The sequence below is a fragment of the Sphingobacterium sp. UBA7855 genome (genome assembly GCA_002500745.1).
Lineage (GTDB): Bacteria > Bacteroidota > Bacteroidia > Sphingobacteriales > Sphingobacteriaceae > Sphingobacterium.
In genome coordinates this window covers 214710-236940 of sequence record DLST01000007.1, presented here as the reverse complement: position 1 = coordinate 236940, position 22231 = coordinate 214710, and the positions used below count along the sequence as shown (strand labels likewise).

General features: G+C 42.2%; 18 protein-coding genes and 3 tRNA genes. 10 read left to right on the top strand and 11 right to left on the bottom strand.

Features of this window, described 5'->3' with window-relative positions; genetic code table 11:
• Window position 1: 1 nt before the first annotated feature.
• From B2107_RS05875 to B2107_RS05865, 3 genes are all read right to left on the bottom strand, one after another.
• The gene (locus B2107_RS05875) at window positions 2-1510 is read right to left on the bottom strand and encodes a carbon-nitrogen hydrolase family protein (protein ID WP_293953988.1); all 1509 of its coding nucleotides are present in this window, start codon (window positions 1508-1510) and stop codon (window positions 2-4) included.
• A 333-nt stretch (window positions 1511-1843) separates the two neighbouring features.
• A complete protein-coding gene (locus B2107_RS05870) occupies window positions 1844-2185 on the bottom strand; it encodes a DUF3467 domain-containing protein (RefSeq protein ID WP_293888008.1) in 342 nt (113 codons plus the stop codon).
• A gap of 35 nt (window positions 2186-2220) precedes the next feature.
• The gene (locus B2107_RS05865) at window positions 2221-3339 is read right to left on the bottom strand and encodes a M42 family metallopeptidase (protein ID WP_293953986.1); all 1119 of its coding nucleotides are present in this window, start codon (window positions 3337-3339) and stop codon (window positions 2221-2223) included.
• 215 nt (window positions 3340-3554) lie between these two features.
• Here B2107_RS05865 and lgt point away from each other — a divergent pair, with 215 nt between their 5' ends.
• From lgt to B2107_RS05850, 3 genes are all read left to right on the top strand, one after another.
• Window positions 3555-4370 (top strand): prolipoprotein diacylglyceryl transferase, encoded by an 816-nt coding sequence (gene lgt, locus B2107_RS05860; protein WP_293953985.1) that lies wholly within the window; start codon window positions 3555-3557, stop codon window positions 4368-4370.
• Between the two features lie 72 nt (window positions 4371-4442).
• On the top strand, window positions 4443-4985 hold the full coding sequence (locus tag B2107_RS05855) for a L,D-transpeptidase family protein (RefSeq protein ID WP_293953983.1): 543 nt from the start codon (window positions 4443-4445) through the stop codon (window positions 4983-4985).
• 108 nt (window positions 4986-5093) lie between these two features.
• Window positions 5094-5660 (top strand): helix-turn-helix domain-containing protein, encoded by a 567-nt coding sequence (locus B2107_RS05850; protein WP_293953981.1) that lies wholly within the window; start codon window positions 5094-5096, stop codon window positions 5658-5660.
• A gap of 129 nt (window positions 5661-5789) precedes the next feature.
• Here the strand turns inward: B2107_RS05850 and B2107_RS05845 are convergent, their stop codons facing one another.
• From B2107_RS05845 to B2107_RS05815, 7 genes are all read right to left on the bottom strand, one after another.
• Entirely contained in the window at window positions 5790-7970 is a 2181-nt protein-coding gene (locus tag B2107_RS05845) for a DUF4954 family protein (protein WP_293953979.1), read from the bottom strand.
• Between the two features lie 8 nt (window positions 7971-7978).
• Window positions 7979-9820 carry a glutamine--fructose-6-phosphate transaminase (isomerizing) gene (gene glmS, locus B2107_RS05840; RefSeq protein ID WP_293953977.1) on the bottom strand — a complete coding sequence of 614 codons (1842 nt, stop codon included), beginning with the start codon at window positions 9818-9820 and terminating at the stop codon, window positions 7979-7981.
• Window positions 9821-9970: 150 nt separating this feature from the next.
• Window positions 9971-13153, bottom strand: a complete 3183-nt coding sequence (locus B2107_RS05835) for an efflux RND transporter permease subunit (protein ID WP_293953975.1) — start codon at window positions 13151-13153, stop codon at window positions 9971-9973.
• A 66-nt stretch (window positions 13154-13219) separates the two neighbouring features.
• On the bottom strand, window positions 13220-14275 hold the full coding sequence (locus B2107_RS05830; protein ID WP_293953973.1) for an efflux RND transporter periplasmic adaptor subunit: 1056 nt from the start codon (window positions 14273-14275) through the stop codon (window positions 13220-13222).
• Between the two features lie 14 nt (window positions 14276-14289).
• Complete coding sequence (locus B2107_RS05825; protein ID WP_293953971.1) at window positions 14290-15633, bottom strand: TolC family protein; 1344 nt, start codon at window positions 15631-15633, stop codon at window positions 14290-14292.
• Between the two features lie 28 nt (window positions 15634-15661).
• The gene (locus B2107_RS05820) at window positions 15662-16261 is read right to left on the bottom strand and encodes a TetR/AcrR family transcriptional regulator (RefSeq protein WP_293953969.1); all 600 of its coding nucleotides are present in this window, start codon (window positions 16259-16261) and stop codon (window positions 15662-15664) included.
• 170 nt (window positions 16262-16431) lie between these two features.
• On the bottom strand, window positions 16432-17103 hold the full coding sequence (locus B2107_RS05815) for an NUDIX hydrolase (RefSeq protein ID WP_293953967.1): 672 nt from the start codon (window positions 17101-17103) through the stop codon (window positions 16432-16434).
• Window positions 17104-17288: 185 nt separating this feature from the next.
• Here B2107_RS05815 and pfkA point away from each other — a divergent pair, with 185 nt between their 5' ends.
• From pfkA to B2107_RS05780, 7 genes are all read left to right on the top strand, one after another.
• Window positions 17289-18266, top strand: a complete 978-nt coding sequence (pfkA, locus tag B2107_RS05810; protein WP_409456554.1) for a 6-phosphofructokinase — start codon at window positions 17289-17291, stop codon at window positions 18264-18266.
• 17 nt (window positions 18267-18283) lie between these two features.
• Window positions 18284-19135, top strand: a complete 852-nt coding sequence (locus B2107_RS05805) for a hypothetical protein (RefSeq protein ID WP_293953963.1) — start codon at window positions 18284-18286, stop codon at window positions 19133-19135.
• A gap of 4 nt (window positions 19136-19139) precedes the next feature.
• Complete coding sequence (gene gap / locus B2107_RS05800) at window positions 19140-20138, top strand: type I glyceraldehyde-3-phosphate dehydrogenase (protein ID WP_293953961.1); 999 nt, start codon at window positions 19140-19142, stop codon at window positions 20136-20138.
• Window positions 20139-20314: 176 nt separating this feature from the next.
• Window positions 20315-20387 (top strand) — tRNA-Phe (locus B2107_RS05795).
• A gap of 53 nt (window positions 20388-20440) precedes the next feature.
• Window positions 20441-20513 (top strand) — tRNA-Gly (locus B2107_RS05790).
• A gap of 5 nt (window positions 20514-20518) precedes the next feature.
• Window positions 20519-20603, top strand: a tRNA-Leu gene (locus B2107_RS05785).
• Window positions 20604-20785: 182 nt separating this feature from the next.
• Window positions 20786-20980, top strand: coding sequence for a hypothetical protein (locus tag B2107_RS05780; protein ID WP_293953959.1), 195 nt, complete (start codon window positions 20786-20788; stop codon window positions 20978-20980).
• Here the strand turns inward: B2107_RS05780 and B2107_RS05775 are convergent.
• Entirely contained in the window at window positions 20977-22218 is a 1242-nt protein-coding gene (locus tag B2107_RS05775) for a right-handed parallel beta-helix repeat-containing protein (protein ID WP_293953957.1), read from the bottom strand. The genes B2107_RS05780 and B2107_RS05775 overlap by 4 nt on opposite strands.
• Between the last annotated feature and the right edge of the window lie 13 nt (window positions 22219-22231).

Genomic DNA, 22231 nt, shown 5'->3' with positions numbered 1-22231 from the left:
ATTACTTGAGCAGTTTTACTTCATACAGGTCCTTACGCCGATCCTTCTTAATTTTAACGGTACCATATTCATGTAGATCCCGAAGCGCATACAGATCAACGTCGGCGATCAGTACCATTTCGGCATTTGGGGTTGCCTCCGCTTTTATGGCATTATTCGGAAAGGCAAAGTCTGAAGGCGTAAAGACAGCAGACTGCGAGTACTGAATATCCATATTGTTTACACGCGGCAAATTGCCCACAGAACCAGCGATAGCTACGTAACACTCGTTTTCTATCGCTCTGGCCTGCGCACAGGTACGTACACGGATATAACCATTTTGTGTATCAGTCATAAAGGGAACAAAAAGAATCTGCATGCCCTGGTCTGCCAAAATTCGGCTCAACTCAGGGAATTCGACATCGTAGCAGATTAACAACCCTACCTTACCACAGTCGGTATCAAAAACCTTTACTTCACTCCCTCCGACCATACCGTAGTATTTAAATTCGTTAGGTGTAATATGGATTTTCTTAAACTGATCTAGTTTGCCATTGCGATGGCAGAGGTAAGAAACATTGTAGAGTTTTTTATTTTCTACCAAAGGCATAGAGCCTGCAATAATGTTAACGTTATAGGAAACGGCAAATTGCTGAATGCGATCAATAATCTCCGACGTGTGCTGCGCAAGCCTCTCCATTGCCAAACGCTCCGGAAGATCGTTGTACGGGCTCATGAGCGGCGTATTGAAAAACTCGGGAAACATAATAAAATCGGTTCCATAATCACTTACGGTATCCACAAAGAATTCAATCTGATCGTAAAATGCGTCCAGATTATCAAATAAGCGCATCTGCCATTGAACCAATCCCAGACGGATGGTTTGCTTTGTTGTCGAAATCGATCGCGTCTCGGCCTCATAATAAATATTGTTCCACTCGAGGAGCGTCGCAAACTCCATCGATTCAGCATCTTCAGGCAGATAATGCTTGAGGATTTTCTTGACGTGAAAATCATTTGAAAGCTGAAAAGTTAATGTAGGATCGAAAATTTCCTTGCGTTTGACCTTCTCAATGTACACCCGCGGACTCATTTTATCCGCATAATTGTGGTAATTGGGTATCCGACCGCCAGCAATGATACCCTTGAGGTTCATCTGTTCGCACAGCTCCTTGCGTGCATCATAAAGCCGGCGTCCAAGCCGAAGAGCCCGATGACTGGGATGTACAAACACTTCTATCCCATAGAGGGTATCGCCATCATCACTATGCTTGGTAAACTTGCCATTATCAATAATCTCATAATAGCTATCGTAGATATTATTCTTTTTTGAATTCAGAATAATGGACAGGGCACAGGCGACAACATGTCCATCAATCTCCACACATAATTGTCCTTCTGGAAATAAATCGATCAGGTCCTGAATATTCTCCTTCGACCAGGTTTCACCTACACCATCATATGCCTGTTCCATCGATTTTTTCAAATCAACATAATCCTTCTTTGTCAAGTTCCGCACTTGAATATCCATATCATTCTCCTTTTTGAAATTAGTTTGTTAAATTTAGTAAATGTAAAGGCCTGACGCAAGGGCTATCCATAGGTAATATACCGGGTATGCCGCATGCACAAAAGGGCCAGCATCCATAGATAACAACTTTTAAATACATAAGTTCGTTCATATCGAGAAAATCCGAAAAGATTAGGTACGATAGGATGTCAGCAGGATCGATAAAACGTTGCTATATTACATTTTGAAGCACGTTTTTAAGAGCGTAACAACAGTAATCATCAAATTACAAACAAAAAAAAGCGCCAATGGGATCATTGACGCTTTTTATATCTCAGGGATAGTTTTTATCAACTATGCTTGACCTTGTGGAGTTCCAAAAGGAAATGCTACAGTAGGGTCACCACCTTGTTGAGGTTGTTCAGCAGCACCTACATCCATTTTGATCGGACCGTTCAATGCTTCGAAACGATTCACGTTATCAACCAATGCACCTAACAAGCGTTTCGCATGCTCCGGAGTCAAAACGATTCTTGATTTCACTTTTGCTTTTGGCACTCCTGGCATCACACGGATAAAGTCAACCACAAATTCAGTATTAGAGTGAGTGATAATCGCAAGATTTGAGTAGATTCCTTCTGCTACTTCTTCTGTCAACTCGATGCTCAATTCGTTTTGATTTTGGTTATTTTCCATAATAATTCTAATGATAAGTTAATATATTCTAAATTCTACTTTGTAAATGTTCTAAAGTCCTGTCCATTCTCTATATTCAATAATGTTTCATAGATCAGTCTGATCACATTGTCGACATCCTCTTTATGAACCATTTCTACTGTGGTGTGCATATAGCGCAGTGGCAAAGAAATCAACGCCGACGGTACACCACCATTACTATAGGCGAATGCGTCTGTGTCCGTTCCAGTAAAACGGGAAGAAGCCTGACGCTGGAAAGGTATATTGTTCTTTTCAGCAACCTTCACCAACAGCTTATTTAAGTTGATCTGCACAGCTGGAGCATACGATAATACCGGGCCTTTTCCTGAGAACAGGTCTCCTTGCGTGATCTTATTAATCATCGGAGTCTGCGTATCATGCGTTACATCGGTAACGATAGCGACATTCGGTTTGATCCGGTCTGCGATCATTTCTGCTCCACGTAAACCAATTTCTTCCTGCACCGAATTTACGATATATAATCCAAATGGCAATTTCTTTTTATTCTCTTTTAACAACCGTGCCACCTCAGCGATCATAAAGCCACCTGCCCGATTGTCCATCGCACGTCCGACGTAGTAACGATCATTCAGGACAGAGAATGTATCTTCATAAGTGATCACACAACCAACATGGATACCCAATGCTTCGACCTCCTCTTTGGTACTGCAACCGCAATCCAAAAAGATATTTTTTAATGTCGGGTTCTCCTCTTTCTCGCCCGAACGTGTATGAATAGCCGGCCAGCCAAATACGGCTTTGACGATACCGTTTTCCGTATGAATATTTACGCGCTTCGAGGGTGCTATCTGGTGATCCGAACCACCGTTGCGTATCACATAGATCAACCCGTCTTTTGTTATATAATTGACAAACCAAGAAATCTCATCAGCGTGAGCCTCTATCACCACTTTGTACTCCGCCTTCGGATTAATTACGCCCACGGCAGTACCGTAGTTGTCTACAAATGTCTCGTCGACATAAGGCTTTAAATAATCCAGCCATAAACGCTGTCCATCCCACTCAAATCCTGTCGGAGAAGCGTTGTTGATATATTTTTCAAAAAATGAAAGCGAATCTTTAGTCACAATCGTATTGTGTTTCGGCTCTTTTTTCTTGTTTTTTTCTGCCATCTTTTCCTTTTCTATTTACTTTCGTCAAAATATGAAAATTTCAATGAATTGCAAAAGTAAAAATGTTTTTTGGAAAATAATAACAGAAAGAAGGCCTACCTACCTGAAATAACAAACGCCATGAGTGTGTTCTCCTGTTTAAGTAAATTATACCCCAAAAAAATGAGATTAAAGCTTATCTTTACTCCAAAGTAATTTAAACAGCTATAAAATTTATGAATTCAATACTAAGTGCAATACATTGGAATATAGACCCTGAAATGTTCAACTTCGGCGCCTTTGCCCTGCGTTATTATGCACTGTGCTGGCTATTGGCATTTTTTGTTTCGTACGTCATCATGTTGCGTATTTTCAAAAAAGAAGGCCGTACACAGGAGCAGCTCGATCAACTATCAATTTATATTTTTCTGGGCACATTAATCGGAGCACGATTAGGACACTGCCTGTTTTACGATTTTGAATATTATAAAGATCATATCCTGGAGATTTTCCTACCGTTCAGGTGGGATAATACAGGGTTCCATATCACAGGCTTTGCAGGCCTAGCTTCCCATGGCGGAGCCATGGGGATTCTTGTCGCTCTTTATTTATTTTGCAGAAAAACGAAAACCGATTTTCTGTGGCTTGCAGACCGACTCGTCGTCGTTGTCCCTATTGCCGGCGCACTTATCCGGATTGGAAATTTCTTTAATTCCGAAATTATTGGAACCCCCAGTGATCTTCCTTGGGCTATTGTCTTCGAACGTGTAGACAATATACCCCGTCATCCCGGACAGCTTTATGAAGCTATCGCTTATATTTTGATCTTTATCATCATCGGCTCCCTATTTAAATCAAATCCCAATCGTCAGCGAGGTCAGCTATTCGGGATTTTTATGGTCCTACTGTTTGGCGCGCGTATAATTCTAGAACATTTTAAAATCGACCAGGAAGCTTTCGAGCAAAGTATGGCTTTAAACATGGGTCAGTTATTGAGTATACCTTTCATATTGGTCGGATTTTACTTTATCTTCCGAAAACCTCAAGCATAAAAATAAACGAAGTGCCAGCGCAGTGCCAGGCACTTCGTTTACCCTTTAATACACTTTTAAAACGCCACAAAGATGAAGCGACAAAAAAAACGTAAAATAGTATTAAAAACGGTTATCGCTATCTTTATCCTTTTTGCTCTTGGCCTGTGGGGCTACAACAGCTATCCGGAACCTACATTAGGGAACGACGCTAAAGTCGACAAGCTTGTCGTCTACAAATCAAAAAGGTCGTTACTAGCGTACAGTGATGGAAGGCTTTTAAAAACTTACCGGATTTCACTGGGTAGACAACCTATCGGTGCCAAACAGTTTGAAGGCGACTTGAAAACACCGGAGGGTCTCTATACAATCAACGATAAAAATCAATATAGCGATTACCACAAAAACCTTGGGGTCTCCTATCCCAATCAAGCAGATGTAGCCCACGCCAAAGGCCTAGGAAAGGAAGCCGGCGGCGACATTAAGATACATGGCCTCAGAAATGGTATGGGCTTTATCGGCAAGTTGCAGCGGCACATGGACTGGACTTTAGGTTGTATCGCGCTTACGAACTCGGAAATTGACGAACTTTTTAAAGCCGTTCCAATAGGCACTCCAATTGAAATCAAACCGTAACGCTTTAAAAAATACTACAAGATATTCTCTAAATCTTACAACCCCAAGTCCAATAAATTATCGATTTTTGGGTTTACATGGGTAACTTGTATTTAAAATAATTTACATATGAAACTTGCGATAAAGAATATGGTGTGCAATCGGTGCATTATGGTCGTTGAAAGTGAACTGACCAAGCTCAATCTTCATATCAAACATATTTCCTTGGGTCAGGTTGAAATCGATGAAGAGCTAACCAAAGCGGAGACCGAGCAACTTGCTTCCACTTTCTCCAGCCTTGGCTTTGAGCTGATTGACGATAAAAGAACGGTCATCATCGAGCAGGTCAAACATGTTGTATTGGATCTTATCCGCAATCAGCATAATGATACTAACCTCAATCTTTCCGAAATTATCAGTAAGCAAGTGCATCACGACTACAACTACATCTCCAATCTTTTTTCAGACGTGGAAGGCATGACCATTGAAAAATACTTCATTGGGCAGAAAATTGAATATGTCAAGGAGTTATTGGTTTACGACGAACTCACGCTGAGTGAAATTGCTTACAAACTCAATTACTCCAGTGTTGCTTATTTAAGTAATCAATTTAAAAAGGTTACCGGACTTACACCGAGTCACTTTAAACAGATCAAAGAGAATAAACGCAAACCGCTGGATAAGATTAATGATTAAAGAACTGTAACGCATGCTCGGGGGCAGTGTGGATTTTCGGGCGGTGTGGAGCTTCTTCAGGCCGTGTAGATCTTCTTCAGGCCGTGCGGAGTTCAAAAAAGAAAAGGCTTCCGAGCGGAAGCCTTTCTTTTAAAATTGCCCTTTCAAATTAGCAACCCTTATCTTAAATGTCTCTAATTCTTTTTGTTGTTGATTGATAAAGGAATTCTCCTCCAGCTTTCCGACCACAATATCACGTTCTTCATCATTGGCATACACCATGTTTTTGAATGGATTTTTGTAGTCTTTAGCGCGCGATTTGTAAATCTGTTCACCAATCCAGACTCGGTGTCCGAGTGCCTGATCCAACAAAGATACAATTTTATCCGCTGATAAAGCCATCCCTTCTAAATTTAGAATCTCCATTAAAGACAAGAGCGCATGTTCACGTTTATCCAAGGCATAAGTTTTACTTTTATCATGATAGAATTCGTGGACTTCATCCCAAGAATCTATTTTTTTAGACTTAATATCATTCAGAAAAGCTTGCAACGCATTGCTTTCGATCAACTGTCCACCAATATTCTGCCAGCTTGTACGCGCCTTATCCGCTAAGGATTCAATGATGTCCTGTAGCGAAAGACCGTCCTCCAAAGCATCCATCAGATTCAACACACCGTAATATTTGATAAAAGAACGATACAAATGATACGCCTCACCAACTTTCTGAATCACGGTAGGTCTTCGGGAATTCTCTGCTCCTTGGAGCACGATGGTCTGATTCTTAAGATCCATATTGTTGGCGAGCAGTGCACGACCGGCAATAATACGTTCTTGCACATCCTTACCTGCTGCCGTATGAAGACTATCTGCAACAGCCAAAGCCAACAGATCCATTCCTTCAAACATTTCATTCACCGTATCCGGTGCCAACATATCGTATTCAAAATATTGGTTTTTGAAATGCCGGTTATCCCTGGCCTCATATTTATTGGCATTACGCACCAGCGCGTACATATTGTACATAAACCAATAGCCCGGAATCAACACCAGCTGATCATGCTGCACATCATTGCTCACCAACGTAAAAGGCAATCTAATGTCCAATTCGTGCAGAAAATCTCCTTTGACAATGAGACAATACGATGCAAATCTGGAGTTGTGTTTTAAACTGACACAGAGTCCGGGCCAAAAACCACGTCCCGCGATAATTTCACCGTCCGCTGCTCTGGAGTTGTGATTGGATCCTACCGTAGCTCCGGCAGCCATATTACTTTGGCCCATTACAAGCGCCGCACATAAAAAAGAATTGTTATGGTGCTGCTCATGTGCCGGGAAGATCAAAGAATTTAATACTTCACAACAGGAAATCGTGGAGTTGTCTCCCAGATAAGAGTTGATCAGACGGGCGCCGTACTTTAACTGCGAATAGGACGCCAAGATAAAACGTACCGCTTTAACACCGTAAAATATGCGGCAGCCGTAGCCTATGATACCATTGACAAGCTCACAGCCTTCGCCAATCTGCGTAAACGATTCCTGCGAGGAATTTACCGTCACATTTTTCAGTTTGCTGACCCCTTTGATATAAGCATCGGTTCCGATCTTTACATTTTTGATCGTGAAGGTATTTTTGATGACACAACGGTCGCCGATCTGACTGTAAAAGCCACGTTGACTGCCAAACTTTTGATCAGTTAATTCTCCAAAGCGCTTTTGCAGCGCAACATCCTGTCGATTGCGGGTCCAGAGGTACACGTCTGCAGACTGCATGCCATCAAAAGGATAGACCGAGCGGGCACCATTTTCATTGCAGAGCTCCAGTTGTATGCGCTTTTCGGGCTCTTCTCCATCCCGGAGAATACCATTGCCAAATTTCGCTGTACTGCCTGTTTCCATTTCCTTAATCTGGCTTAACAGCACCTCATTACCAACGATAAAGTAAGACAGAAAACCCACGTGGTGGACAGCAACATCGTCGCCAAAATCCGAACTTACGATCGTCGAATGATACAGGCCTATAGGCAATTTCAAATTGCGGTAGTCCAGGTAACTTGGGCTCAGATTTCCGATACGGACCAGACCATAGAATTTACAATGCTGGATCTGATTTGGATCAAAGACCGCCGATACTTTAACTTTGGACCAGTCGCTGGACCAGTTGCCGTTTTTGATTAGCTGCTCAACCTCTTCATCGGTCAGATCCCGAAAGTCATTCCGCGGATTTTGTTGAAAACGAAGGGTATATTCGTCCTGTCCTGCTGGAATAAATTCAGCCGGGATAAATCCATATCCCAACTGTTCCAAAGGTTTTTTCTTCAATATACTCATCAGCCTCCTTACTCTACAGTTACGGACTTAGCTAAGTTACGTGGTTTATCCACATCCAACCCTAGCTCGACGCCAATATAATACGACAGGAGTTGCAATGGCACAACAGAAATCAATGGCGCAATGATTTCATCGGCTGCCGGTATTTCCATAAAATCATCCGATAAGTTCTCAGAGACAGTATCGCCTTGGGTGACAACCGAGATAATTTTGCCCTTACGTGCTTTGATCTCCTGGATATTCGATACAATCTTTTCGTGATAAGCATCTTTAGTGGCAATAAATACAACTGGTAAGTTCTCATCTACCAACGCGATAGGACCGTGTTTCATTTCTGCTGCCGGGTAACCTTCGGCATGGATATATGAAATTTCCTTCAACTTCAGGGCACCTTCGAGGGCAACCGGAAAGTTATATCCCCTACCTAAGAATAGGAAGTCGCGGGCATCTTTGTACTTACTGGCAATCTGCTTGATTTTCTCCACCTGCGTATCCAAGATCCATTCTACTTTCTTCGGAACTTCATTTAATTCCTGAGCAAGTGTCTGGTAACGTTCGTCGCTGATGGAACCCTTTAACGAAGCGATTTTTAAAGCAATGAGGTTTAGTACTGTTAGCTGTGCCGTAAACGCTTTGGTACTTGCCACACCGATTTCAGGGCCTGCGTGGGTATAGGCACCAGCATCCGAAAGACGGGCAATAGAAGATCCCACCACATTGACGACACCTAAAATAATAGCACCTTGTTTTTTGGCATTTTCCAAAGCGACTAACGTATCAGCAGTCTCCCCACTTTGAGAGATGGCCAAAATTACATCTCCAGGATGGATAACCGGATTACGGTAGCGGAATTCCGAAGCATATTCGACCTCGACATTAATTCGGCACAGTTCCTCAATAATATACTCTGCGATAAGTCCGGCGTGCCAGCTTGTTCCACAAGCGACAATCACAATGCGGTTGGTATTGCTGATTTCATTTGCAAACTTTTCGATACCGCTCAGGGTAATCTGATGTGACTGCAGGTCTAGGCGACCACGCATGGAGTCAAAAATAGTATCGGGCTGTTCAAATATTTCCTTTAGCATAAAGTGGTCATAACCGCCTTTCTCTATCGCTGACAATTCCAAATCTAATTTTTGAACGTACGGTGTGATGCGCTCGTTACCCAGATTTTTTAAGATCAGCTCATCTGGCGTAATGATCGCCAATTCGTAATCGTTGATGTATACCACCTCTTTGGTATAGGCCAGCATCGGCGAAGCATCTGAACCCAAAAAATGCTCATTTTTACCGATACCGATAACTAAAGGACTTCCTTTGCGCGCTGCAATAATACGATCTGGATGACCCGCCTCCAATACGAGGATCACATAAGCGCCTACTACCCGTTTCAAGGCAATACGAATAGCTTCTTCTAGCGAGCATTCGTTCTGAGATTGAATCTCTTCAATAAAATTGACGAGCACCTCTGTATCCGTATCGCTCTTAAATGTGTATCCTTTGTTGATCAACTCCGACTTCAAAGAAGCGTAGTTTTCGATAATCCCGTTATGGATCATGGCTATGCGTCCACTATTCGAATAATGGGGGTGTGCATTTCTGTCCGAAGGCTCACCGTGTGTTGCCCAACGTGTATGGCCGATAGCTGTAGTGGATTGGAGATCGTGACCAAACACAAATTCTTCTAGGTTTGCGACCTTACCTGTCTTTTTGTAAACATCGATCTGATCACCTTTATGCAATGCCACCCCAGCACTGTCATATCCACGGTATTCTAACTTTTTCAATCCGTCAATGACGATACCGTACGCCTGACGATAACCTGTGTATCCTACAATTCCACACATGCTTGTCTCAATTTTAAGTGTATATTTTGTTAATGCGACGCAATGTAATAAAAAATATTTATGCAATCGATTGATTAACCTAAAATTAATACAAAAAAGGCGGTTAACATATGTTAACCGCCTTTTTTGGCTATTAGATTTACTTATTTTTTAATGTTCTGCCACGTCCACATGGTCATAATCTTCCTTTATCAAGGCTTCATAGTCAGTCTTCTCTTTCTTTCCAAAACGACGTTGAAGACTATCAAAAATGGAGTACACCACGGGTACTACAACTAACGTCAAGAATAGGGAGGACAATAGACCACCGATGATGACAATAGCGAGCCCTCTGTTCATATCTGCACCATCGCCTGTAGCGATTGCAATAGGGATCATACCGAAAACCATCGCAATTGTCGTCATCAGGATCGGACGAAGACGCGCATGGTTGGCAGCCACTAAAGCGTCATGAGTATTATCGCCGGCTTCCTTACGGTGATTGGCAAAATCGACGAGCATGATCGCATTTTTAGCAACTAGACCAATCAACATGATAATACCCAAAATAGTAAAGATGTTCAAGGTCTGATTTCCCAATGCCAGGAACAACAATGCACCAATAAACGACAATGGAATTGAGAATAACACGACAAACGGCGTGATAAAACTGTCGTACAGTGCGACCATAACAAGGTATACTAGTATGATGGATGCTAACAAAGCAATTCCCAATGTACCGAAACCTTCAGTTTGATTTTCCATATTACCACCCCATACAAATACAATTCCCGGTTTACGCGGCAATTTCTCAAACTGCGCCTGCCACTCTTGAGCGACAGTACCCATCGGTCTACCGATAACCTGCCCCTGAATAGATACGGCTGGCGACTTGTCGCGTCGTTCTAACAAAGTAGGTCCAGAGCCATACGTCACTTCAGCAAATTGATCCAATGAAATGGAAGCACCATTATTGTTGATAAATTTAAGGGCTCGCACATTGTCGATTGTTGCACGACCACTTTCGTTATAGCGTATGTTGATGTCGTACTCGTTGTCCCCTGCTCTATATTTATTATCCGTATTACCGGAGAATGCTGTCTGCATGGTCATACCTACGGTAGATACGTTCAATCCCAACGAAGTCATTTTATCGCGGTCTATCTTCACATTGATCTCCGGATTACCCGCTTCGGAAGTCAACTTAACCCCCGCAGATCCTGGAATTTTACGCAATAGATCTGCTGCTTTCTCAGCAAATTCCTGGGCATCTTCAACCGAGGCACCAATAATGGTCAATTTCAATGGTGCTTGTTCCGCTCCCATGATACCTACGTTTACCGTTTTGATCTTGGCACCGATCAGCTTATTTTCCAGTTCGCGTTTTAAAGTCGCTGAATACACCTGTGAGTTGCCTTCAAAATTTTCTTTGTCGAGAATCACATGGATCTCCGATTTATAACGCGAGCCTGTTGTCGACGCCATTCCGTCTGAGGACTGACCAACTGTCGTAATGATTTCCTTGACATCTGGCTTCGCCGTAATATAGGCCTCCGCTTTCTGTGTTAACAAGTTCGTCTTTTCCAAAGAAGCATCCTTATCGAGTTCCAGCTGGATAAAAAATTCTTTCCGGTCTACACTCGGAAAGAAATCGGAACCGATATAACCTTTTACCACGAGTGCGAATGATGCAATAAGTAAACCGATCGCTAAACCTAAAGTCGCCAATTTGGTTTTGACATTTTTTAATGACCAGGTTAACAAACCGGCAACCCAATGTGTAAAGCTGTTCAGACCACTTTCAAAACCATGGATAACACGACCAAACAGCGACTTCTTGCTTAGATGCTCCAATTTACCGAAGCGTGAATACAACCACGGTACGACCGTAAAGGATACCAATAAGGACAATAGCGTCGAGATGATGACAGTCACACAGAACTGTGCAAGGATATTGGCCACCAATCCCGTTGACATGGCGATTGGAAGGAACACGACGACAATGACCAAGGTGATTGCCGTTACCGTAAATCCAATTTCAGACGCCCCATCATACGCTGCGCGTACTTTATTTTTCCCCATCTCCATATGGCGGTGAATGTTTTCGATCACTACGATCGCATCATCCACCAAGATACCTACCACCAGCGACAATCCCAGTAAGGACATGAGATTTAAGGTATACCCCATCAGTAGCAAACCGATAAAAGTTGCAATCAAGGAGAGCGGGATCGCTACCATGGTAATGGCAGCATTACGCAAACTTTGCAGGAAGAAAAGCATGATAAAACCCACCAAAGCAATGGCGATCATCAAATCGTGGATAACGTTATCAGCCGCATTCAAGGTAAAATCAGAAGAGTCATTGGCCACCAGAATTTTAATATTCTGTGCCGCATAATCTTTCTCTACCCCACTAATCACCTTTCCATCTTTATCACGCACAGCGATCACTTTCTTTACGGCCTCAGAGACAGCCACGGCATTCGCATCAGACTGTTTAAATACCTGGAGCAAAATCGTGTTTTGGCGGTCCAAACGTGCCACCTTTTCAATCTCTTTGATACCATCCTGTACATCGGCGATATCGCGCAGATAGATCTGCACGCCTGCAGGCGTAGTGATAGGCAGATTGCGCAATTCTTCGATAGAGGTTACTTTACCTGCAAGACGAATCGTTGTACGGTTGTCGCGGGTACTGACGTTACCTGTAGGAAAATCCAGGTTGGACGATGCAATCGTTTGTTGCACCTGCGAAATTGTGAGTCCATAGCCTTCAATTTTTTTGGGATCTACAGAAATCTGTATTTCGCGTTCCTCCCCACCGATCATGTCCACCTTGGCAACCCCGTTGATACGGGCAAAGACCGGTTGTATTTTATTGTCCAATAAGTCGTAAAGCTCTTTCTCTGACAAGTTGGATGTAACGGCCAGACTCATGATTGCCACGTCATCAAATGAGAATTTGGAGAGCGAAGGCGTCTTCACATCGTCCGGCAAATCGTTGACGACAGCGTTGATTTTTCGCTGGGCATCTGTCAGGAGGAAGTTGACATCTGCACCGTTATTCAGGGTAACCATCACAATCGAAACCCCTTCGAGCGAGGTCGACTCCACCTTTTTGATACTTTCCAACGAAGAGATTGCATCTTCTATCTTCTTGGTGACCGAACTTTCCACTTCCGCAGGCGATGCCCCCGGATAGATTGTTTGTACCGTGATTACGTTAATTTCAAACTTAGGGACCAGTTCGTAGCCCAATTGCGTATAAGAAAACAACCCACCCAATGTCAGTATTATAAATAATACGATAATGATACTGGGGCGTTTTATCGATATTTCGGTAATTTTCATTAGAATATTTTATTTTAAATAGCCGTGCAAAGACAGCGTTTCATCGGCTATTGATTACAGTATTCTCTATTTAATAATTTCTACAGGGCTTTGGTCAAATAAATTGATCTGACCCGATACAATCACCTGATCACCATCTTGCAAACCACCTAAAATCTCGATGTAATCACCAAAGTTTCTACCCGATTTGACCGTTGTTTCAATTGCTTTACCATTTTTAAGCACAAAAATCTTGTTGTCGCTCACACTACCTACAAAAGCATTGCGCGGCACGATCAAGGTGTTGGTGGCAACACCCTCACCAAAGATGGCTGTGCCGTACATACCTGCACGCAATTTGTTTGATGCATTGTTGACCTCTATCTCTACCGGAAAATTTAAGCTACCGTCCGATTTGGGGGCTATAAACGTTATCTTTCCTGTAAAGCGCTCATCGGCATACACACTTGCACTCACATCCACAGACTGACCGATCTTTAACGTTGCAACGTTCTTTTCATCAACGTTAACACGCAATTTCAACGTCGCCACATTGACGATATCAAAGGCCGGAGCTCCAATATTCAGGTAAGTACCTGGTTCGATTTTACGCGCATTGACAATACCAGACACCGATGTTTTGATGGTCACGTCGCCTGCATTCAATTTGGAAGCCTGTAGGTTATTCTTCGCATTCTCAAACTGTAATTTTACCTGATCCAACTGTTGTTTGGTCACCCCCCCTGTTGAGTAAGCACTTTCAAAGCGTTGCAGATCGGCCTGCGCATTGGTATATGCGGCTTGGGCATTGGCTACATTGACATTCAGCTTATCGCCTTCAATGATCGCCAAGGTCTGCCCGGCGCTCACACGCGAACCTTCATCCACCAATACTCTCACAACTCTGCCGGCAGTTTGAGCCGAAACAGTTACTTCCTGTTTGGGCGAGAAGGTGCCATTTGCGGTATAGCGTAAATCCATGGAAGACACTTTCGCTGTATCGATACGTACAGCGATTGCTGCATTCTTCTTGGCAACCTCCGCTGTTTCAGCTTCATTTTTCTTTTTATTTTTATTTAACACAAAAAATATTCCTGCTAAGCCAGCAGCAATAATAAGTAGGGTAATAATTCCGCGTTTCATATTGTATTAGTCAATTATTCGTTAATCAATGATTTAAGTTTTCCATTCGCTTTGATCAGCTGCACCTCAGCAATTTTATAATCCAGCAAAGAAGTATTTAAATTATTTTGCGCATCTGCATACGCATTTTCAGCATCCAGCAGATCAGTCAATGTCGCTAGTCCATTTTTATAATTGTTGTTGGTATCATCTAAGACTGATTTTGCCAGATCAACATTTTTACGGTTCGATTCGATTGTCAATAAGGAGTTTTTGATCTGTACCCGTGAGTTCTCAGCCGCCATATTCAAGGCCAGCTTGGTGTCGGCAATATCGATCTGCAGTTTATCGATATCAATCTGCGCCTGACGCACTTTGGATCGTGTAAGGAAACCGTTAAAAATAGGAACCGTAAGGTTTAGTCCGATGCCAGAAAAGCCAGACCAATTTACCCCCTGTGCCTTAGAAAATATCGGAAATACAGGTCCCAATCCCTGTCTTCCATAATTCGCTGTCAACGAAAGCGTCGGATAATATTTGGAGATCTCTGCCTTTTTATTTAGTTCAAGCAATTCATTCTGTTTTGACAGCACCTGAATTTCTGTTCTACTCGACACATCAAGCGGATCATATATTGCATCCAATGCAACGGTTTCAAAAGTTGAACTAGGCATTGTAATTTGCTCGGTCATGGACATGCCAATCACAAATTTCAGTGCATTTTCTTTCAGTTCCACCGCATTGATCAGCTGTTGCCTGGACGCTTTCAAGTTGGTTACGGAAACATTGGTACGATCCAGGTCAATTTTTTTTGCCAATCCGTTTTTGACCAAGCCTTCGATTACATCCCTTGTTTTGGTGGTACTTTCCAGGTTGTTCTCAACCGTTTTTAACTGTAATTTAGATTGGTAAACATCATAATAACTATTCGCCACTTTCTCGATCAGTTGCTCATCGGTCAAGGTCTTATTGATCACATAAAATTCGCGGGTGGTTTTTGCGGCTTTCAGCCCCGTAAATACCGTCTGGTTAAACAGCTGTTGGTTTAAACTGATGGTATTAGTAGATTGCCATTTTTGTCCAAAAGCCGCCATCACGGTTGTTCCGGGCTGACCGACGATTTCCCCGGGTAATGCAACTTTTTGGATCATCGGGTTGTAGGTAATTCCACCGTTAAAATTCACCTGTGGTAATGCTCCTGACTTAACTTCCGCAATTTTATGCTCGGCATTGACGACATCAAGACCTGCCTTTTTTGCATCCGCCTTATTTTGTAACGCAAATTTAATGGCATCACTTAAGGTTAACTGTTGTTGTGCATGACTTTGGAAAACCATCGTACCTAATAAAAGGCTGGCTAGTATTCTGATTGTTTTCATTCCTAATTTGTTTATCCTAATTTTATATCTACTTTTTACCTATACCGTTAAAAAAAAGCTTGGTAGCCAACTTTTGCTTTTGCAATACTTCATCAAAACGATCCTGGTTTGGTATGCCCGAAATGATATCCGAAATATTGCACATCAGCGAGAGACTCTTCATCAATTCCACATATATCTCGGCAGTTTCATAGAGATGTTCCCCATCGATTTCGCCCTTTTCGGCACCTACCTGTAAAATCTCAAATAATGCCTTCACATCCCGGTCATGCAGGCACTGAAAAAAATCCTGCATCGAAAGTCCCTTTATCCATTCCAGATTTTCGTTCATGTGCAACATGTAGTATTTCCGCACAAAAGCATCACGTAGCTCCAAAACCTTGATGATCAGTTCGTACGTTGTGCCTTGATGTGCATCCGCCATCCTTTCTTCCTCTTCCCTATACTCATCTGTCAAACGCACAATCACATCGCGTATCAATGCATTCTTCTCTGAATAATAGTAATACAAATTCGCCTTAGTAATTTTTATATCCTCCGCAATTTCATTCATCGTAGTCTTACTAAAACCGTAATGCATAAAGCGTCGTATCGCCGCCTCGATGATTTGATCTTTTCTATCTTCCATTCTTCAAAAAATTCCTTTCAACTTTCTGACTTTTATCAGAAATTGTTCAAAAATATAAAAAGTAACATGCTGTACAAAATATATTTTGAAATTGTAATAATTTTGATATTGAGCTGACAACAAAAAAGGCAAACTTTACAAGTTTGCCTTTAATATGATAAATCGTTCAATCAAAACGCGACCGTATTCTGAAAATGTTTTAGGAACTTCCTTTTGTCCAATTTATAGAGCCGTGCTGCGCGATACGCCACCCCGGTCTGTACCTCGTCGAGTTCTTTTAGGAACCCATAGTTTTGCATTTTCTTTCTAAAATTGCGCTTATCGAGTTGTTTATTCAATATTCCCTCATAGACCAGCTGTAGCTGGGTGAGGGTAAATTTTTCGGGAAGCAATTCAAAAGCGATAGGCTTATAAGCGAGTCGGCGCTGCAATCTTTCCAGACAGAGGTCCAAAATCTGCTTGTGGTCAAAGGCTAGTTCGGGTACATTACGAACAGGAAACCATTTGGCCTGTTTCATGTAATTTGTAACAGGCTTAGTTTTTAGTTTGGTATTATCCAATTGAATGAGTGCGTAATAAGCCACGGTCAAAATTCTTCCCTTTGGGTGCCTTTTTAAACCGGCAAAGGAATGGAGCTGATCCATAAAGACATCTTTTAACCCTGTATTTTCATACAAAATCCGCTTCACGGCATCTTCCATCTCTTCATCGTTGTCCACGAAAAAGCCTGGCAATGCCCACCAATCCTTAAAAGGATATTCATTTCTTTCGGCCAGAAGAACTTTTAATTCTCCTTCGTGAAAGCCTAATATGACACAGTCTACGGTAAAATTACTATACAAAACTTCTAAATCAATTTATGTGCAATATACTGAGCTAAATTTAGCGGTTACTAATCTTCGGGTTATCTGTAACAATTATACGCTTCCTAAACGTGATGCGCAAAAAAATATTGAAAAATTTACTCAAAGTGTAGAATATACACTATAAAAATCTTATATTCGTATCACCTAAAATATTGCGTGTGATAAAAGAAATTAAAAAAATAGGCGTTTTAACATCTGGAGGTGATGCTCCTGGCATGAATGCCTGTATACGTGCTGTAGTTCGTACAGCATTACATAAAGGATTAGAAGTAACTGGTATTTACCAAGGTTATCAAGGCATGATCGATGCCAATTTTATAGAAATGGATACGCGCTCGGTCAGCAATATCATCCAACGTGGTGGTACAATATTGAAAACGGCGCGCTGCATGGAGTTCAAAACGCCGGAAGGTCGTCAAAAAGGCTACGACAATCTTAAAGCTGCCGGTATTGAAGCTTTGGTGGTGATCGGCGGTGATGGATCTTTTACAGGTGCAAACTTTTTTTCCAAAGAATTTGACATTCCTGTTGTCGGCATACCCGGAACAATAGACAACGATTTGTATGGCTCGGATTATACCATTGGGTATGATACGGCCAATAATACTGTTATCGAAGCCATTGATAAAATCAGAGATACGGCTGCTTCGCATGAACGTCTTTTCTTTGTGGAGGTAATGGGTAGAGACTCAGGCTGCATCGCTTTAAATGCCGGTATTGCAGGCGGAGCCGAAGCGATTTTACTTCCTGAAAAAGAAACGGCTATTGACGATCTGATCCGCCACCTGGAAGATGGGGCGATTAAGAAGAAATCATCCTCTATCGTTATTGTTGCTGAGGGCGACCAAAACGGTGGAGCATATTATGTAGCGAAAAAAGTAAAGGAAAAGTTTGATCATTACGACACGAAAGTTAGTATATTAGGGCATTTGCAGCGTGGTGGTGCTCCAACGAGTTTCGACCGCGTGCTTGCTAGTCGATTGGGTTTTGCTGCTGTCAATGAATTGTTGGCAGGGAATACACGTGTTACTGTTGGACTCCGTGGCAATGAAATCCAGACAACTCCAATTGAAGAAGCAATCAGCAATAAGGAAATCAAACTTAGCCCTGATTTATTGGAAATGGCTGAGATTTTATAATCATAAATTGAACAGACATGATAGCAGTAGTATATAGTGGATCGCGATTTTCGGACTGGAGATTGGCCGATAAAGGCCGTGTAACCACTGGTTTTCGCATGAACGGGATCAATCCCTATCTTCAAGATGAGCGTTCCATACTACAGCACCTGCACAAGAACACCAATCTGATCAACAACGCCGAGAAAATAAAGCGGATTTATTTTTTTGGTGCGGGGTCATCGTCCAAGGAGCGCAAGGATAAAATAAAGAATGTCTTAGAACGTTTTTTTGTCAACGCTCGTGTGCGCGTAGACCATGATGTAATCGCTTCGGCGATTTCTACGTTTGGCGACGAAAAGGGCATCATTGGGATTATAGGCAGTGGATCGAATGCAGCTTATTATACAGGAAAAAAAATCATTGATAACAACTATGGCCTAGGTTACATCCTAGCCGATGAGGGGGCGACAAATTGGAACAGCCAACAGCTGCTCAAACATTATATGACGGAGTCTCTTCCTATAGATCTTCGGGACAAGTTGGAAAGACAATTTAATGTCGATAAGAAAATGATTTTGGAGCGGGTGTATTTTGCACCTCAACCGACAAATTTTCTAAATTCCTTCACTGATTTTGTCCTCGATAACAAAGATCATTTATTCATCAATCAGCTGGTTAAAAACGGGCTCCGCACGTTTATAAAAACTTACATCAAACCGCTAATGAAAGAATATCCCGACAGTGATGTAAACTTTACGGGTTCAGTAGCGTTCAATTATGAGAACATCCTCCGGGAAGTTGCCACAGAAGAATTTAATATCAGTATTGGATCTGTAGTAAAAGAACCAATACACAATTTAATTAAATATTATATCAATAAAAATTAAGAATATGAAAATTGGAATTAACGGATTTGGCCGTATTGGTCGTTTAGCATTCAGAGCAGCAATCAATCGTCCAGAAATTGAAATTGTTGGTATCAATGACTTAGTTGAACCAGACTATATGGCTTATATGTTGAAATATGATTCAACACATGGCAAATTTGACGGTTCTGTAGAAGTAAAAGACGGTAATTTGGTTGTTAACGGAAAAACTATTCGCGTTACAGCTGAGAAAGATCCAGCAAACTTGAAATGGAATGAAGTAGGTGCTGAAGTGATCATCGAATCTACAGGTTTCTTCTTGACTCAAGAGTTGGCTCAAAAACATATCGACGCAGGTGCTAAGAAAGTGGTGATGTCTGCTCCAGCAAAAGACGACACCCCTACTTTTGTCATGGGTGTTAACCATAAAGAATTGAAAGCTGATCAGAACATCGTGTCAAACGCTTCATGTACAACAAACTGTTTAGCGCCTATCGCTAAAGTATTGAATGATAAATTCGGTATCGTTGAAGGTTTGATGACTACAGTTCACGCCGTAACTGCAACACAAAAGACAGTGGATGGTCCTTCAGTAAAAGACTGGAGAGGTGGCCGTGGTGCATACCAAAACATCATCCCTTCATCTACAGGTGCTGCTAAAGCAGTAGGTTTGGTTCTTCCAGAATTGAAAGGTAAATTGACAGGTATGTCATTGCGTGTTCCTACAGCAGACGTTTCAGTTGTTGACTTGACAGTACGTTTAAACAAAGGTGCTTCATACGAAGACATCAAAGCTGCAATGAAAGAAGCTTCTGAAGGTGAATTGAAAGGTATCTTGGGTTATACTGAAGACGAAGTTGTTTCTTCAGATTTCTTAGGTGATGCACGTACATCAATCTTCGATGCTAAAGCTGGAATTTCATTAAATGACAACTTCGTTAAAGTGGTATCTTGGTACGACAACGAGTGGGGTTATTCAAACAAAATTGTTGATTTGGTCTTAGAAGTTGGTAAATTGTCGTAATCAACTGCGTCAACCAACTATACAGGGGCTATTCCATTCGGATAGCCCCTTATTTTTTTTACTTAAAAATCAGCAGGTTGGCGTTTAAACGCAAAAAAAAGCACTTTTGACTTTTGTAATTCAAATAATCCGTCTATATTTGCATCATCAATAAGGCAAACAGCTTACGTTGAAAAGGTGCCATAGCTCAGTTGGTAGAGCAAAGGACTGAAAATCCTTGTGTCGCTGGTTCGAATCCAGCTGGCACCACCGAAAAGGAAGAACGCAATGTTCTGACCGATTGAAAGAATAATAATTCCAATGCGAAAATAGCTCAGTTGGTAGAGCACAACCTTGCCAAGGTTGGGGTCGCGAGTTCGAATCTCGTTTTTCGCTCACCTGCCTAGGTGGTGGAACTGGTAGACACGCAGGACTTAAAATCCTGTTCCCGTTAAGGGAGTGCGGGTTCGATTCCCGCCCTAGGTACAAAAAAAGCTCATCATACGATGAGCTTTTTTTGTTTATGATGGATTTCGCCCCTTATCCAAAAAACAAAACGCAAAGCTCTTCCCCTACGTAAAAAGGAATCAGCTTTTACAGCCTTAAACCACTACCTTCATCAAACGATCCATTACCCACAATTGTTCCTTCCTAAAAAAGGAGGAACTATGCCCTGGAGCAGCAAAGATTACCCAACATCTTATAAAAATCAGCCAGCTAAAATCCGCAAAAAAGCCATCGAGATCGCTAATGCGATATTGGCCGAAGGGACAGACGACGGTATCGCTATCGCAACCGGTCTCAAAAAAGCACGCGAATTTTATGACAGAGATAATGACGGCGATAAAAATAAAAAAGACTAATAGTTGCCGGACTGATTGATCCCCGCTGCCAGGGACAAAAATGGCATATGCAGATCATTATTAAAGACGCCCCCGCCCCCCATGTTAAACTGTGCGTTGCTAAATCCATTCGAACCCGATATGCTGATCGACCCGTTGGGCATCTCATTATCCGAAATCAGGAACGATTCCTCCTGGCCCGTTACGCCGGCCTGCCGCCAATATCCAATTCCACCATACATTCCACCGACCAGTGTATCTATATAGATTTTATTATTGGTAACCTGTACATTTTTGAGGAACTGGTAAGCAGAAGGTTCGATATAGATATACAATAATACACCCGAGGTATGCATTTGATTGGCATTAATCACTAAGTTCTGCCCATTTCTCGCTTTAATAGCCCCTCCACTGCCGTTGGCCGGCCAGCCTTTAATTACATTGTGCTGTATGGTAAGGCCATTGAAACTATGCGCATAAATACCGTGGTCGGTATTGGCATCTTCACTATTAAAAGATTCATTTCGCATGATGGTATTACCGGCAATCAGGCTATTACTTTTCGAATTGTCGTTTATAGCCGTAATAAAGTACCCTGTGGTGCCACCATTGCCAAATGTGTTATTGATTATCTTGCTGTTTGTACTGCCTGATCCATTCCATACTCCTCTGCCACTATGACCCTGCCTGCGGGCAAACACACAATTGCTGATAGTAGCTTGATCTGTTCCAAGCAGGCGTATATAAGCGTCGTGCAGATCATTTGACTTGTTGCTACCTGCTTTCTTGACACCATAGTCAAAGATACACCATTTGAAAGTTACGTTCGAAGCATTATTGATGTAGAAGGTCAAGTTCCAGAATGTGATTCCCGAAAAAGTACAATTAGCAATTGCCGCCGCACTGTAGTTTTGCCGAAACAGCTGCGCCGTCGATGAGCGCGCATCAAATACAGGATTGACCGTTCCGCTTTTCATCATCGTAATGCCCGGCTTCATAACCAGCACTCCATCGATGTGATAGGTCCCGGCTTCCACCCATACCGTATCGCCAGCAGTTGTCCCTGCAATCACTGCATTGATCTGGGCCAGTGTCATGCCGGCAGTCACCATAGCTGATCCCACGAGGCTGGCTTTGCCTATTGCCGCACGCTTATTTATATTTTTACCTACAGTGTCAAGCGCAGGATCCTCCAAGGGACTGGAGCAGGAGCTTACGATCAAAGCAAGAATAAATCCGTTTAAAAAGTTTTTTTTCATCAGTTTATCGTTA